Source organism: Streptomyces sp. CoH27, assembly GCF_020181035.1.
In the GTDB taxonomy this organism is placed as follows: domain Bacteria; phylum Actinomycetota; class Actinomycetes; order Streptomycetales; family Streptomycetaceae; genus Streptomyces; species Streptomyces camelliae.
This window is the reverse complement of record NZ_JAIQYY010000011.1, coordinates 196,536-211,598: the sequence shown is the minus strand read 5'-3', so window position 1 is coordinate 211,598 and position 15,063 is coordinate 196,536. Positions and strand designations below refer to the sequence as shown.

Here is a 15,063-nt window from a genome sequence, read left to right as displayed (position 1 = left end):
CGGGGCCCGACCGGCCTTTTCGTTCCGAAAACGAAGCGAAAAGCAGCGAAGAGAAGCGAAGGCAGGGGGAATCAGCATGCGACAGAGCACACGCAAAGGCCTGATGACGATGGCCGCCGCGACCGGGGTGATCGCCGCCGCGAGCGGCTACGCCCACGCGGACGCCGGCGCGACCGGCACCGCCGCCGGCTCACCCGGCGTACTGTCCGGCAACACGGTGCAGGCGCCGGTGCACGCGCCGGTGAACATCTGCGGCAACACCGTGAACGTCGTCGGACTGCTCAACCCGGCGGTGGGCAACAAATGCGCCAACCACGGCGGTGCGTCCGGGGACCAGGGCGGCTACGGCGGCTCCGGCGGTTCAGGGGGCTCCGGTGGCTCTGGTGGCTCACACGCGGGCGGTCACACCGGCGGCTCGCCGGGCGTCGGCTCCGGCAACACCGTGCAGGTGCCGATCGACGCCCCGGTGAACGTCTGCGGAAACAGCGTCAACGTCATCGGCGTGGGCAACACCGCCACGGGCAACGACTGCGCCAACGGCGGGGGCGGGCACCAGACCCAGCCGCCGGGGGGCGGGAACGGGAACCCGCCCGGGGGCGGCCAGGGCACCCCGCCCGGTGGGGGCTCTGGAAACCCGCCTGGCGGTGGCGGCCACGGCAACCCGCCGGGGCAGCCCGGACATCCGGGTCACCCCGGGCAGCCGGGTCACCCGGGAGGTCCGACCACCCCGCCCGGCAAGGGCGGACACGGGCCGCAGGGGACCCAGGGAACCCACGGGCCCCACGGGTCCACGCAGGTCGGCCCGCAGGGCGGCCATGACGCCCAGCTGCCGACCACGGCCCAGCTCGCCCACACCGGTAGCGATGTGCCGCTCGGCCTCGTGCTCCCGGTCGGCGCGGGCGCGCTCATCGCGGGCGCGGTGCTGTACCGCAAGGCGCGGGCCGCGGCCTAGGGGCCGACGACGGGTACGGACCGGCCCGTACGGCACTGTAGGCCGTACGGCCTGGTAAACGGAGCGGGCCCTGCCATGCCGGCCGGGCCCGCTCCGTTCATCTTTCCCGCCTCACCACGTGGCTCGCACCTGGCGGATGATCCGCCGGCGCAACCGCACCCTGCGGCTGCCATCGCGCATCAGGCTCAGTCGGTCCAACTCCCAGTGTCCGTACTCGGCATGGTCCGTCAGCAGACGTGTGGCCTCCTTGCGAGAGATCCCGCGAGGTACGTACACGTCGACAAATTCGTATTCCGGCATCGCATCTATTGTGCGGGCTGGGGCCCGGTACGGATAGCGTCTGCACTATGTCTGATGCTGCGCAGCCCACCGCTGCCGAGGTACGTGCGGCCGCCGAGGCGGTCAAGACCGCGCTCGACCGTCATCTGGCGGCGGTCGAACGCAGGTCGGGGGACGACGACCCGGCCGTCTCCGAGGCGTTCAACCAGCTGGCCGCGGCCGCCGAGGTGTACGACGAGTTGCTCTACGACCGTTACGACGAGGTCACGCCCTTCGAGATCCCCGGTGCGGACGAGCTGCCGCCGTACGCGGGCCCCGAGGAACCGAACGCGATCAGCGTGCTGATCCGCCGCGACTACGCCGTCGCGGAACCCCAGCGGCTGCTCGCGCAGGCCCAGCGGGTCGAGGCGGCGGAGTACGACGAGACCGGCGGCTCGGCCGAGGGCGCCGCCGCTACGGTCCCCGGGGCGCTGGGCGTCCTCTTCGGCGAGTTCGAACCGGACGAGATCGCCTCCCGGCACAAGGAGTTCGGCCTGGAGGAGGGCGACTCCACGCTCTGGGTCACCGCCGCGGAGGAACCCCCCGAGGCCGGGGAGTGGCTGGAGACACCGTTCGATCACATCGACCCGCAAGGGGTGGTGTGCCGGTTCGACGTCAGCGCGATGTTCGACGACGAGGAAGACGGCGAGGACGAGGATCTCGAATTCGTCGAGGACGAGGACGGGGATCTGGAGCCGCTGGACACCAGGAAGTGAGCGGAGCCTGCGGTGCCGTAGGGGCCTGAGGCCGGTACGGCACCGCCGGAATCCGCCGTCGTGGCTTTCTCTCCTTGACGCGGAGAGAAAGACCTACTCGCTCGGCGCCTGCGTCCGCAGCAGCGTCTGCAAGCGGGTCGTGCGGGGCTTGGCCAGGGTCTCCGCCACTGCCTTCGGCAGGGCATGCTCCACTCCGTGGATCACGGACAGATGCCGCTCCGCCCGGCCGAACGCCGTGTACACCCACGGCCTGCTGAGCGCCTGCGCCGCGTCGCCGGGCAGCACCACGACCGCCGCCGGCCAGCGGGTGCCCACCGCCTGGTGCGCGGTCAGCGCCCAGCCGTGCCGTACAGCCCCCTCCACCCGCTCGCGGGGTACGACCACGGGGGCGCCGGCGCAGGACAGGTGCAGCCCGTCGGCGTCGGCCTTCACCACCACGCCCGGCACCGTACGACCCGGAGCGGCGGCGTAGGCGATCCGGTCGCCGGGGTCGAAGCCGCCGAAGCGGCCGGGGCCGGGGTTGAGGCGCTCCTTCAGGACGGCGTTGAGCGCGCGGGTGCCCGCGGCGCCGCCGTGCCCCGGGGTGATCACCACGGTCTGGTCGGCCGGGATCCCGATCGCGCGCGGCACCGAGTCCGCGACCAGCTGGACCGTCCGGTGCACCGCCTCGCCCGCGTCCCGCACCGGGACGATGACGATCTCCTTGCCGGGGGCGTGGACCTGGTTCAGCTCGCCGATGCCGATGCCCGAGACCAGCTCGCCGATCGGGCCGGGGTCGGGCATGCGGGAGGCGATCTGCGGGCAGGCGCGGGCGGCGAGCAGATCGGCGAAGACCCGGCCCGGACCGGCCGACCACAGCGCCGCGGGGTCGCCGCTGAGTACCAGCCGGGCCCCGTCCGGCAGCGACTCCACCAGCATCGCGGCGCTCTCCACATCGAGCTGCGGCGCGTCCATGACGATCAGGAGATCCAGCGCCAGGGCCCCGTCCGCATCCCGGCCGGGGCCTTCGGCACCGACCAGCAGTCCGGCGACGGTACCCACGCCGCGCTCCGCCGCCTCCCCATCCACGCTCGCGCCCTGCAGCGTGGCCAGGCGACGGCGGCCGTCGGGTGTGTGGCAGACGGCGAAGGCCCGCAGGCCGGCGGCGCGGACGGCGTCGAGCAGCGCGGCCGGTTCGGCGCGGGCCGCCTCCGCGCCGGTGTGCAGCACCAGGCCGTGCCCGGCGACCGCGCGGGCCAGCTCGGCGGCACCGCCGGAGACCGCGTCGGCGGCTGCCCGCCACGCCTCCTCGGCCTCCGTGGGCAGCGAGTTGACGAGCCGGGCCAGACCGTCGGCCAGGCTCTCCTCGGCCAGGGCCCAGCGCTCCAGGCCGACGAGGACGCGGACCGGCCGCTCCTCGTCGTCTTCCTCGGTGCCGTCTTCCGTCGCCCGGGGAGCAGCGCCCGCGGGGTCCTCCAGGGCGTCCTGGAAGGCCAGGGCCTCGCCCTCGGCGAGCGCGTTCTGCACCGCTGTGTCCGGGTCGGGCACGCCCTGCCGGCCCAGCGCCGTGGTGAGCGTGGACAGCTCCAGCGCGGTGTGCCCCGCCAGGGCGGCCTGCTCCAGCAGCCAGACGGTCACCGCACGGCCCCGCCGCTCGTCTTCCGGCCGGCATCCGGAGCCGAGCAGCGCCCGCGCGAAGCCGTCGGCCTGGTCCGGCCGTACGCCCGCGATGCGCAGCAGCTGCCAGGGGTCCTCCCGGAGGGCATGGTCGGCGCCCTCGCCGAGTGCCGCCGCCACCCGGGGGGCGAGGGCCTCGGGCGCGCCGCCCTCCGTCAGCACCCGGCGGACGGCATCGACCGTCTCCGGCGCGGGCGCGCCGGGCACCACGGATGCGAGGGCCGGGGCAGGGGTGGGCTGTGGTCGGCGCACCGGCTCCGGAGCCGGGCGGCGCGGAGCCGGCGCGGGCTCGGCGAACGCCGTTGCCGTCGGTTTCGCGCCACTCTCCACGGCCCGGACCGCCGCGAGCAGGTCGGCCGCCTTGCCGCTGAGCTTGGCGCCGCTCTCCAGTGGACCCCTCTTCTCGGCCTTGCGCCGCTCGATCCGCTCCCGCTCCACCCGCTGCGCAGCCAACTCGGCCTCCGCCTCGGACAGCTGGGTCCCCTCCCCGCCGCCGTCGCCCTCGGCGCCGCCACCGTCCGCGCCTGCGCCGGCGTCCGCGCCGCTCTCACCTTCGTCCGCGCTCGCGCCTCCAGCAGCGTCGTCGCCGGCCGCACCGGCGCTGCCGTCCGTGGAGGTGTTGCCCTCGGCCCTGCTCGTGCCCGTGTTTTCGGCCCCGCCGTCGCCACCGGCGTCCTCGACGGCGTCCGTGCCGGTGCTGCCCTCGGCTCCGCTCGCCCCCGCGCTGCCGTTCGCGTCGGCCTCGCCCCCGGCCCCGCTCGTGCCCGCGTCCTCGCCCCCGTCGTCGCCCGAGCCGGTCTCACCCTGGGCTCCGCCCGCACCCACGCTGCCCCCGGCCTCGGCGTCGCTCGCACCGGCGTCCTCGCCCCCGCCCGCACCGGTGCGTCCCGCACGGCTCCCCTCCGGCACGGGCGCGGCTTCCTCACCCGGGGCCTCGGGGGTGTCCGGTGTCCCCGGCCCGGCTTTCTCCGTGGTCTCCGGCTCCGTGCTCACAGCGTGCTCCAGTCGTGATCGGGATAGCGGTGCACGGGCGCCGACACATCGTCCAGCGCCCGGCAGATCTCGTCAGGAAGACTAAGGGCCTCCACTGACAATGCCGCCGTGAGCTGCTGCGCGTTGCGTGCGCCGACGATCGGTGCGGCCACGCCGGGCCGGTCCCGGACCCAGGCGAGGGCCACCTGGAGCGGAGTGACGGCGAGCCCGTCGGCGGCCGTCGTCACCGCGTCCACGATGCGCGTCGCGGTGTCGTCCAAGTACGGCTCGACGAAGGGCGCCAGATGCTCGGAGGCGCCGCGCGAGTCCGGGGGAGTGGTGTGCCGGTACTTGCCGGTCAGCACGCCCCGGCCGAGCGGGGAGGAAGGCAGCAGGCCGACGCCGAGGTCGAGCGCGGCGGGCAGCACCTCGCGCTCGACACCGCGCTGGAGCAGCGAGTACTCCAGCTGCGTGCTGGCCAGCCGGGTCCGGGTACCGGGCGCCGCGAGCTGCCAGGTGGCGGCCTTGGCGAGCTGCCAGCCGCAGAAGTTGGAGACTCCGGCGTAGCGGGCGCGGCCGCTGCTCACCGCGATGTCGAGGGCCTGGAGGGTCTCCTCCAACGGGGTGTCGGGGTCGTACGCGTGCACGTGCCACACGTCGACGTGGTCCGTGCCCAGGCGGGCGAGGGAGGCGTCGAGCGCGGCGAGCAGATGGCCGCGGGAGCCGTCGAAGCGGCGGTCGGGGTCGGGGACGCTGCCGGCCTTGGTCGAGATCACGAGGTCCCGGCGCGGGACGAGCCCGTCCATGAGCTGTCCGAGCAGGTACTCGGCCTCCCCGTCGCCGTACACGTCCGCGGTGTCGACGAGCGATCCGCCGGCTTCCCAGAACGCCTTCAGCATGTCTGCGGCGTCGTGCTGGTCGGTGTCCCTGCCCCAGGTGAGGGTGCCCAGACCGATGCGTGACACGCGCAGGCCCGTACGGCCGAGATGCCTCTGCTCCATGCGGGCGAGATTACTGGCCAGAACTGCGCCGTGGGTGGCCTGTGGATAACTCGACGGACCAGCTCGGGGACACGCGGCCCACCCCCGCGCTAAGGTCGCCCCACAGGGACGTTACTCACGGGTAAGGGGATCGGGCATGCAGCTCGGGATCAACCTCGGCTACTGGGGTGCCGGAATGGACGGGGACAATCTGGCCGTGGCCCAGGAGGCCGACCGGCTGGGGTTCTCCGTGTGCTGGGCCGCCGAGGCGTACGGCTCCGACGCGGCCACCGTGCTCAGCTGGGTCGCCGCCCAGACCGAGCGCATCGACGTCGGCTCGGCCATCTTCCAGATCCCGGCCCGGCAGCCCGCGATGACCGCGATGACCGCCGCGACGCTCGACTCGCTCTCCGGCGGGCGCTTCCGGCTCGGGCTCGGCGTCTCCGGCCCGCAGGTCTCCGAGGGCTGGTACGGCGTCAGGTTCGACAAGCCGCTGGCACGCACGCGTGAGTACGTGGAGATCGTGCGCAGGGCGATGACGCGGGAACGGCTGACGTACGAGGGCGAGCACTGGACGCTGCCGCTGCCGGGCGGCCCGGGCAAGCCGATCAAGCTGACCGTGCACCCGCAGCGCGAGCACATCCCGCTGTACATCGCCGCGATCGGCCCGAAGAACCTGGAGCAGACGGGCGAGATCGCCGACGGCGCCCTGCTGATCTTCCCCTCCGCCGAGCACCTGGAGGAGACCACGATCACGCACCTGCGCGCGGGGCGTGAGAAGGCCGGCAAGAGCCTTGAGGGGTTCGACGTCTGCCCGACGCTGCCGCTGGCCGTGGGCGAAGACAAGGACGTGGCCCGGCTCGCCGACACCTTCCGGCCGTACACCGCGCTGTACGTGGGCGGCATGGGCAGCGCCAAGCAGAACTTCTACAACCAGCTCGCGCGGCGCATGGGGTACGAGAAGGAGGCCGCCGAGATCCAGGAGAAGTACCTGTCCGGGGACAAGGCGGGTGCCGCCGCGGCGGTTCCGCAGGACCTCATCGACAAGACGACGCTGCTGGGCTCCGTCGACCGGATCGCCGACCGGATGAAGGCCTACGCGGACGCCGGGGTCACCACCCTCAGCCTCGCCCCGGCCGGCTTCACCCTGGAGGAACGGCTCGCCTCCCTGCGGGCCGGCAGCGAGGCCCTGGAGCGCGCCGGGCTGGCGTAGGCTCTCGCAGAGGATTCTGCGGCCGTGGTGGGGGCTCGGGGGTCTTCCCCGCCACGGCCGTCACGGGGAACAACGCGCCAGGCGCCACACGGTTACGACCCCGACGTTCCTTCTTTCGGCCGAGTCGTCGGGCGCCCGTGTTGCGCCCCCTCTCCGCCCGTATTTGACTCGTCCTTTACGGAATGTCGCGAATGCTGCGGAATCTTGCATCTTGCGGAGAGGTGGCGTCGATGCTTTCGGCCAGGAGTCTGTTCCAGGAGATCCTCGACCACGACGAGTCCTTCCGGCTCTTCTGCTCCATCGCCGCCGGCGGCGAGTCCCAGGGCGGCTGGGAGAACGGCCGGATCGCCGCACTCGTACCGCCGGGGGAACACGCGCTCGCCCCGAAGATCGCTCGCCACGGTGCTGACGAGGACAAGCACGGACGCATCTTCCACGCCCTGCTGAGAAGGCGGGGGCTCACCCCCGTCGCCGTACCGCCCGAGACCGACTACACGATGCTCCTGGAGCGGCGCGGCATCGGTCTCGCCCATGACCGGCTCCGGCGCGACGAGCCGCTCGGTGAGCGGGACCTCATCGTGTACCTCGCGCACAGCCGGGTCACCGAACAGCGCGCCTCCGAACAGATGGAGCTGCTCCTCCGCTACTTCGCCAGCCACCCGGAGGTCGGCCGGGCCGTCCGGATGATCTCCGACGACGAGGACAACCACCTCGCCTACACCCACGAGGAACTGCTGCGGTTCGCCGCCGCCGGGCACGGCCGGCTGATCCAGCGGACGCTGCGCGCGTACGCGCTCGCCGAGATCGCCGTCCACCGGGACGTCAGCCTCGCCGTGATGGCCCACATGGGCCGCATCCTGGGCTGGTCCCGGGCCAAATCCGGGCTGCTCGCGGCAGGCATCCACGCGGTGTACGCCTACGAACGCCTCGCCGGCTGGCGCCGCATGGCCGATCTGCGCACGCCCGAGCGCCGTGACGCCCTCGGTGGGCCCGCCACCCCGGCCCACGAGTTCGCGTGACCTCCGCCCGCTCAGCGGGGCACCTGCGGTTACGCCTACCCTGGGCCGCATGCCCACGCTGATCCTCGTAAGGCACGGACGGTCCACCGCCAACACCTCCGGCGTGCTCGCCGGCTGGACACCGGGCGTCGCCCTGGACGAGCGGGGTGCCGCGCAGGCCGCCGCACTGCCCGCACGGCTCGCGGGCCTGCCCCTCTCCGAGGTCGTCGCGAGTCCCCTGCAACGCTGCCAGGAGACCCTGCGGCCGCTGCTGGAGGCCCGCCCTGAGCTGCGCCTCCACACCGACGAGCGGATCGGGGAGTGCCACTACGGCGACTGGTCCGGCCGCAAGCTCGCCGAGCTGAAGGACGAGCCGCTGATGGAGGTCGTCCAGGCCCACCCGTCGGCCGCCGCCTTCCCCGGCGGCGAGTCCCTGCGGGCCATGCAGACCCGCGCCGCCGAGGCCGTACGCGAGTGGAACGCGCGCGTGGAGCGCGAGCACGGCGCCGACGCCGTCTACCTGATGTGCTCGCACGGTGACATCATCAAGTCGCTGGTCGCCGACGCCCTCGGACTTCATCTCGACCTCTTCCAGCGGATCTCCGTGGAGCCCTGTTCCGTCACCGCGATCCGCTACACCCGTCTCAGGCCCTTCCTGATCCGGCTCGGCGACACCGGGGACTTCGCCTCCCTCGTCCCGCGCGAGGAACCGGCCGGGGACACCGGCGAGGGCGACGCACCGGTCGGGGGCGGTGCGGGCGCACCGTGATCGTCGGCCGCAGTAGGGTGAAGCGATCCACCGCAGTCGGATCCACCGCAGTCGCGTACCCGCGTGGCCGGCACCGCTGAAGCTCTCGAATCCAATGGAGACAGGACGTGTCCCGTCAGGTGTTCCTCTACGACCCGCCGGACCGCTTCGTGGCCGGCACGGTCGGGCTGCCCGGGCGCCGTACGTTCTTCCTCCAGGCCACGGCAGGCTCCCGGGTGACCAGCGTGGCACTGGAGAAGACCCAGGTCGCCGCCCTCGCCGAGCGCATGGACGAACTGCTCGACGAGGTCGTGCGACGCAGCGGCGGCAGCGCGGCCGTCCCCGCCGTCGCGCCCGCCGAGATCGCCGACACCGGCCCGCTGGACACCCCCGTCGAGGAGGAGTTCCGCGTCGGCACCATGGCGCTGGCCTGGGACGGCGAGGAACAGCGCATGATCGTCGAGGCGCAGGCTCTCGTGGAGCTGGACGCCGACACCGAGGAGGACCTCGCCGAGGCCGAGGAGCGACTGCTCCAGGACGAGGAGAACGGGCCCCCGATGCTGCGGGTCCGGCTGACCGGCGCGCAGGCCAGGGCCTTCGCCAAGCGCGCTCTCGACGTCGTCAACGCCGGGCGGCCGCCGTGCCCGCTGTGCAGCCTCCCGCTCGACCCGGAAGGACACGTATGTCCGCGCCAGAACGGATACCGCCGGGGAGCGTGACGGCCCCCGGCACGGCCTCCGGCACGGCCGACGCGGAGCTGCTCGCGAGCGGTGAGCTGACCGTGCGCGGCCGGATCCGCGAGGCGTCGAACGCCGCGCTGTTCTGCACGGTCGCCCTCGACGGCCGGGAAGCCTCCTGCGTGTACAAGCCGGTGGCCGGCGAGCGCCCGCTGTGGGACTTCCCCGACGGCACCCTGGCGGGCCGCGAGGTGGCCGCCTACGAGGTCTCCGAGGCCACCGGCTGGGGGCTCGTCCCGCCGACCGTGCTGCGCGACGGGCCGTACGGCGAGGGCATGTGCCAGCTGTGGATCGACGTCCAGGCCGAGACGGAGCTGCTGGCCCTGGTCGACGCCGAGGAGCCGGAGCCGGGCTGGAAGGCGATCGGCCTCGCCGACGTCGGCGAGGGGCGCACGGCGCTGCTCGTGCACGCCGACGACGAGCGGCTGCGCCGGCTCGCCGTCATCGACGCGGTGATCAACAACGCCGACCGCAAGGGCGGCCATCTGCTGCCCACCACCGGCGGCCGGCTCTACGGCATCGACCACGGCGTCACCTTCAACGTCGAGAACAAGCTGCGCACCCTGCTGTGGGGCTGGGCCGGGGAACCGCTGACCCCCGAGGCCGTCGACGTCCTGGGCGGCCTGCGGGAGGGCCTCGCGGGCCCGCTGGGCGAGCGGCTGACCGGACTGATCACCGAGGCCGAGATCGACGCCACACGCGCGCGTGTGGAGGATCTGCTCACCACGGGGGTGCATCCGGAGCCGAGCGGGGAGTGGCCCGCGATCCCCTGGCCGCCCGTGTGACGACGACGGGCACCCCGGGCTCCGGCAAGCACATCCGGCGACGATGTACAAGACCGCCCAACCGGCCATCTGACGCGATCCCATTCGTATACGCAGCTCGTGGCCGGTTAGGCTCATGTACATGCATGCCTGGCCCGCTTCCGAGGTCCCCGCCCTGCCTGGTCAGGGCCGCGACCTGAGGATCCACGACACCGCGACCGGCGGTCTGGTCACCCTCGACCCCGGTCCCGTCGCCCGTATCTACGTCTGCGGCATCACCCCGTACGACGCGACCCACATGGGGCACGCGGCGACCTACAACGCGTTCGACCTCGTCCAGCGCGTGTGGCTCGACACCAAGCGGCAGGTCCACTACGTCCAGAACGTCACCGACGTCGACGATCCGCTGCTGGAGCGGGCCGAGCGGGACGGCATCGACTGGGTCGCCCTCGCCGAGAAGGAGACGGCCCTCTTCCGCGAGGACATGACCGCCCTGCGGCTGCTCCCGCCCCGGCACTACATAGGCGCCGTCGAGGCGATACCCGGCATCGTCCCGCTCGTGGAGCGGCTGCGCGAACTCGGCGCGGCCTACGAGCTGGACGGCGACATCTACTTCTCCGTCGAGTCCGACCCGGACTTCGGCAAGGTCTCGAACCTCGACGCGGCCGCGATGCGGCTGCTGTCCGCCGAGCGCGGCGGCGACCCGGACCGTCCGGGCAAGAAGAACCCGGTCGACCCGATGCTGTGGATGGCGGCCCGCGAGGGCGAGCCCAGCTGGGACGGCGGCTCCCTCGGCCGGGGCCGGCCCGGCTGGCACATCGAGTGCGTGGCCATCGCCCTCGACCACCTGGGGATGGGCTTCGACATCCAGGGCGGCGGCTCCGACCTGGCCTTCCCGCACCACGAGATGGGCGCCTCGCACGCCCAGGTGCTCACCGGCGAGTTCCCCATGGCCAAGGCGTACGTCCACGCCGGCATGGTCGCTCTGCACGGCGAGAAGATGTCCAAGTCCAAGGGCAACCTGGTCTTCGTCTCGCAGCTGCGCCGCGACGGCGTCGACCCCGCCGCCATCCGGCTGGCCCTCCTGTCCCACCACTACCGCGCCGACTGGGAGTGGACCGACCAGGTCCTCCAGGACGCCGTGGCCCGCCTCGGCCGCTGGCGCGCCGCGGTCTCCCGTCCCGACGGCCCGTCCGCCGACGCCCTGGTGGAGGAGATCCGCGAGGCCCTCGCGAACGACCTCGACGCGCCGGCCGCACTGGCCGCCGTGGACCGTTGGGCGGAGCGGCAGGAGCGGGAGGGCGGCACGGACACGGGTGCCCCCGGCCTGGTGACGCGGGCGGTGGACGCGCTGCTGGGCGTGGCGCTGTAGCTTCGGCTCCGGTGGACGCCGAAGGGGCGGTACGCATCGCGCGTACCGCCCCTTGTGCTGCTCAGTCCTCCGAGTCGCCCTCGTCGTCGGCCTCTCCGCCGGAGGCATCGGCATCCGGCTTCGGCGGCTTCGGCGGCCGGCTCTTCCCGCTGGGGCTGTCCCGCAGCCACGAGCCCGTGTCCGTGCCGTCCGCCGTGGCGTGGCCGCCCGGCGGGTTCACGTCCCGGCGCCGTAGGTACCGCTCGAACTCGCGGGCGATCGCCTCACCCGACGCCTCCGGCAGCTCCGCGGTGTCGCGGGCCTCCTCCAGCGTCTGCACGTACTCGGCGACCTCGCTGTCCTCGGCGGCCAGCTGGTCCACGCCCACCTGCCAGGCGCGCGCGTCCTCGGGCAGCTCGCCCTGCGGGATGCGCAGGTCCAGCAGGTCCTCCAGCCGGTTGAGCAGCGCCAGCGTGGCCTTGGGGTTGGGCGGCTGGGAGACGTAGTGCGGTACGGCCGCCCACAGCGACACCGCCGGGACGCCCGCGTGCGTGCACGCCTCCTGCAGGACGCCGACGATGCCCGTCGGGCCCTCGTACTTGGTCTCCTCCAGGTCCATCCGCTGGGCCAGGTCCGGGTCGGACGTGACCCCGCTGACCGGCACCGGACGCGTGTGTGGGGTGTCACCGAGCAGGGCGCCCAGGATGACCACCAGCTCCACGCCCAGTTCGTGCGCGAAGCCCAGCAGTTCGTTGCAGAACGAGCGCCAGCGCATGGACGGTTCGATGCCGCGGACCAGCACCAGGTCGCGCGGCTTCTCGCCGCCGACGCGGACCACCGACAGCCGGGTCGTCGGCCATGTGATCTTGCGCACGCCGCCGTCCATGAACACCGTGGGACGGTTCACCTGGAAGTCGTAGTAGTCCTCGGCGTCCAGCGCCGCGAACACCTCGCCCTTGAACTCGCGTTCCAGATGCGCGACCGCCGTGGAGGCGGCGTCACCGGCATCGTTCCAGCCCTCGAACGCGGCCACCATGACTGGGTCGATCAGCTCGGGAACCCCCTCCAGCTCGATCACCCAGTGCCTCCTTCCGACGTGCCCTCGCTTGACTCACCAACCTTACGGCGTCCGGCGGGGGCGCCCGCAGCCCCCTTGCACGGGGGAGTGAACGGATCACTGCCCCGATCGTCAGTGCGGAACACCCCTGGTTCGCCGGGACCTCACAGCGTGCTGCGCAGCCACTGCTCCACACTCGCGATGTGCACGGTCGCCCAGGAGCGGGCCGTCTCCGCGTCGCGGTCGCGCAGGGCGGCCAGGATCGCCCGGTGCTCGCGCAGGGTGCGGCCGACGGCGTCCTCCTGGGTCAGACCCCGCCAGATCCGGGCCCGGGTGGTCGGGCCGGACAGGCTGTCCAGCAGCGAGCACAGCACCGAGTTGCCGGCGGCGCGTGCGATGCCGCGGTGGAACTCCAGGTCGGCGGCGACCAGTTCCTCCACCGAGGGCTCGGCGCCCAGCGCGTCCAACCGGGCCGACAGGGCGTCGAGTTGCTGCTCGCTGATCCGGGACGCGGCCATCGCCGTCGCGGCCGGCTCCAGGATGCGGCGCACCGCGAGGAACTCCAGCACGGTGTCGTCGCGGTGGAAGTCGACGACGAAGCTCATCGCCTCCAGCAGCAACTGCGGGTCCAGGCTGGTGACATAGGTGCCGTCGCCCTGGCGCACGTCCAGGATCCGGATCAGCGACAGGGCCCGTACGGCCTCCCGCAGCGAGTTGCGCGACAGCCCCAGCGCGGCGGCGAGTTCGCTCTCCTTGGGCAGCCGGTCGCCGGGCCGCAGCGCACCGGAGACGATCATGTCCTTGATCTTCTCGATCGCCTCGTCGGTGACTGCCATGACCGGCCTCCTGTCGCCCGCGCCCTGCCCCGGACATCGGATGTCTCAGCACAGTACGCGACAGGGGCGGCCCCACCGGAGTGGCACCGCCCCTCTGCCCTGCCGGGGTCACTTCTTGTCGAGCACGTCCTGCACCTTCGCGCGGACCTCGTCCGTGGCCAGGCCCCGGATCGTCAGCGTCGTACGGCGGCGCAGCACGTCGTCCGCCGTCTCGGCCCACTCGTGGTCGCGGGCCCAGACGACCTGCGCCCAGATCTCCGGGGCGTCCGGGTGGACGCGCTCGGCGAGCTCCGGGTTCTCGTTCGCCAGGCGGGCGATGTCGAAGGCCAGGGAGCCGTAGTGGGTGGCCAGGTGCTTCGCGGTGTCCGCCGCCATGCGCGGGCCCGGGGCCGGGTGGTCCACCAGCAGCCGGTGCGCGACCGCGCGGGGGTTGGCGACGCCGGGCAGCGGGAGCTTCTTCGGCAGCGACGAGATCGGCTCGAAGTCGTCGCCGAGCGGGTGACCCGGCAGCGCCTCCAGCTTCTGCATGACCGTACGGCCGATGTGCCGGAAGGTGGTCCACTTGCCGCCGGCGACGGACAGCATGCCGCCCTTGCCCTCGGTCACCACGGTCTCGCGCTTGGCCTTGGCGGTGTCACCGGGGCCGCCCGGCAGCACCCGCAGGCCGGCGAAGGCGTAGGTGATCAGGTCGCGCTGGAGCTGCTGGTCCCGGACGGAGAACGCGGCCTCGTCCAGGATCTGGGCTATGTCCTTGTCGTTGACGGACACGTCCGCCGGGTCGCCCTCGTACTCCTCGTCGGTGGTGCCGAGCAGCAGCATGTCCTCCCAGGGGAGGGCGAAGGTGATCCGGTACTTGTCGATCGGGGTCGCGAGCGCGGCCTTCCACGGGGAGGTGCGCTTGAGGACCAGGTGCGCGCCCTTGGACAGACGGATGGACGGCGCCGCGTTCGGGTCCTCCATCCTGCGCAGGTGGTCGACCCACGGGCCGGTCGCGTTCAGCACCAGGCGGGCGCCCACGCCGAACTCCTCGCCGGACAGGCGGTCCTTCAGGTCGGCGCCCGTCACCCGGCCCTGGGTGAAGCGCAGCCCGGTGACCTCGGCGTGGTTGAGGACGACCGCCCCCGCCTCGACGGCTGCGCGGACCGTCATCAGCGCCATGCGGGCGTCGTTCATCTGGTCGTCGCCGTACACGGCCACGGCCTTGAGGTTCTCGGTACGCAGCTCGGGCACGTCCTGCGCCGCCTTGGCGGGGGAGAGCAGGTGGCCCACGCCGTCGCCGAACGCGGAGAGCGCGGAGTAGGCGAAGACGCCCGCGCCGAGCTTCGCCGCGCCGTGCGGCCCGCCCTTGTACACGGGGAGGTAGAAGGTGAGCGGGTTCGCCAGGTGGGGGGCCACCTGACGGGAGACCGCACGGCGCTCGAAGTGGTTCTCCGCCACCAGCTTCACCGCGCCGGTCTGCAGGTAGCGCAGGCCGCCGTGGAGCAGCTTGGAGGAGGCGGAGGAGGTGGCACCGGCGAAGTCGCCGGAGTCGACCAGCGCCACCCTCAGGCCGGACTGCGCGGCGTGCCAGGCGGTGGAGATGCCCAGGATGCCGCCGCCGATCACCAGAAGGTCGTACGACGCCTTGGAGAGCTGCTCCCTGGTCTCGGCCCGGCTCGGGTTGGAACCGGAGGCCGGGTGCGTCCCCAGGGCAGGCACGGAACTCAGGGTGGACTGACTGGTCATGTCGGGTACTTACTCCTCGTCAGAGCTGTCGTGGGGGCAG

Annotated in this window: 14 protein-coding genes; 8 read left to right on the top strand and 6 right to left on the bottom strand. The window is 73.0% G+C overall.

What is annotated here, in order from left to right; all coding sequences use genetic code 11:
• The first annotated feature begins 76 nt into the window (after positions 1-76).
• Positions 77-952 (top strand): chaplin, encoded by an 876-nt coding sequence (locus LE548_RS46080; protein WP_225098314.1) that lies wholly within the window; start codon positions 77-79, stop codon positions 950-952.
• A 111-nt stretch (positions 953-1,063) separates the two neighbouring features.
• Here LE548_RS46080 and LE548_RS20305 read toward each other — a convergent pair whose 3' ends face one another.
• Positions 1,064-1,252: a DUF5703 family protein gene (locus tag LE548_RS20305; RefSeq protein WP_225098313.1), complete on the bottom strand. Its 189-nt coding sequence runs from the start codon at positions 1,250-1,252 to the stop codon at positions 1,064-1,066.
• A 47-nt stretch (positions 1,253-1,299) separates the two neighbouring features.
• Here LE548_RS20305 and LE548_RS20300 point away from each other — a divergent pair, with 47 nt between their 5' ends.
• Positions 1,300-1,986 (top strand): hypothetical protein, encoded by a 687-nt coding sequence (locus LE548_RS20300; protein ID WP_225098312.1) that lies wholly within the window; start codon positions 1,300-1,302, stop codon positions 1,984-1,986.
• Between the two features lie 93 nt (positions 1,987-2,079).
• Here the strand turns inward: LE548_RS20300 and LE548_RS20295 are convergent, their stop codons facing one another.
• Together LE548_RS20295 and LE548_RS20290 are read right to left on the bottom strand one after the other, a co-directional pair.
• Complete coding sequence (locus LE548_RS20295) at positions 2,080-4,635, bottom strand: helix-hairpin-helix domain-containing protein (RefSeq protein ID WP_225098311.1); 2,556 nt, start codon at positions 4,633-4,635, stop codon at positions 2,080-2,082.
• Positions 4,632-5,615: an aldo/keto reductase gene (locus LE548_RS20290; RefSeq protein ID WP_225098310.1), complete on the bottom strand. Its 984-nt coding sequence runs from the start codon at positions 5,613-5,615 to the stop codon at positions 4,632-4,634. The genes LE548_RS20295 and LE548_RS20290 overlap by 4 nt, the downstream gene beginning before the upstream one ends.
• Before the next feature lie 136 nt (positions 5,616-5,751).
• Between LE548_RS20290 and LE548_RS20285 the strand changes: the two genes are divergently transcribed.
• The 6 genes from LE548_RS20285 to mshC all read left to right on the top strand — a co-directional run bounded on the left by LE548_RS20285 (position 5,752) and on the right by mshC (position 11,426).
• Positions 5,752-6,807, top strand: a complete 1,056-nt coding sequence (locus tag LE548_RS20285; RefSeq protein WP_225098309.1) for an LLM class F420-dependent oxidoreductase — start codon at positions 5,752-5,754, stop codon at positions 6,805-6,807.
• A gap of 230 nt (positions 6,808-7,037) precedes the next feature.
• Complete coding sequence (locus LE548_RS20280; RefSeq protein ID WP_225098308.1) at positions 7,038-7,826, top strand: ferritin-like domain-containing protein; 789 nt, start codon at positions 7,038-7,040, stop codon at positions 7,824-7,826.
• A gap of 49 nt (positions 7,827-7,875) precedes the next feature.
• Complete coding sequence (locus tag LE548_RS20275) at positions 7,876-8,574, top strand: histidine phosphatase family protein (protein WP_225098307.1); 699 nt, start codon at positions 7,876-7,878, stop codon at positions 8,572-8,574.
• A gap of 107 nt (positions 8,575-8,681) precedes the next feature.
• Positions 8,682-9,272 (top strand): DUF3090 domain-containing protein, encoded by a 591-nt coding sequence (locus tag LE548_RS20270; protein WP_225098306.1) that lies wholly within the window; start codon positions 8,682-8,684, stop codon positions 9,270-9,272.
• On the top strand, positions 9,236-10,075 hold the full coding sequence (locus LE548_RS20265; protein ID WP_225098305.1) for an SCO1664 family protein: 840 nt from the start codon (positions 9,236-9,238) through the stop codon (positions 10,073-10,075). The genes LE548_RS20270 and LE548_RS20265 overlap by 37 nt, the downstream gene beginning before the upstream one ends.
• Positions 10,076-10,196: 121 nt before the next feature.
• Positions 10,197-11,426, top strand: coding sequence for a cysteine--1-D-myo-inosityl 2-amino-2-deoxy-alpha-D-glucopyranoside ligase (gene mshC / locus LE548_RS20260; protein ID WP_225098304.1), 1,230 nt, complete (start codon positions 10,197-10,199; stop codon positions 11,424-11,426).
• 61 nt (positions 11,427-11,487) lie between these two features.
• Here the strand turns inward: mshC and LE548_RS20255 are convergent, their stop codons facing one another.
• The 3 genes from LE548_RS20255 to LE548_RS20245 form a co-directional block, all read right to left on the bottom strand.
• The gene (locus tag LE548_RS20255; protein WP_225098303.1) at positions 11,488-12,483 is read right to left on the bottom strand and encodes a PAC2 family protein; all 996 of its coding nucleotides are present in this window, start codon (positions 12,481-12,483) and stop codon (positions 11,488-11,490) included.
• A gap of 143 nt (positions 12,484-12,626) precedes the next feature.
• A complete protein-coding gene (locus LE548_RS20250) occupies positions 12,627-13,298 on the bottom strand; it encodes a FadR/GntR family transcriptional regulator (RefSeq protein ID WP_225098302.1) in 672 nt (223 codons plus the stop codon).
• Between the two features lie 108 nt (positions 13,299-13,406).
• Positions 13,407-15,023, bottom strand: coding sequence for a glycerol-3-phosphate dehydrogenase/oxidase (locus tag LE548_RS20245; protein WP_225098301.1), 1,617 nt, complete (start codon positions 15,021-15,023; stop codon positions 13,407-13,409).
• Positions 15,024-15,063 lie beyond the last annotated feature (40 nt).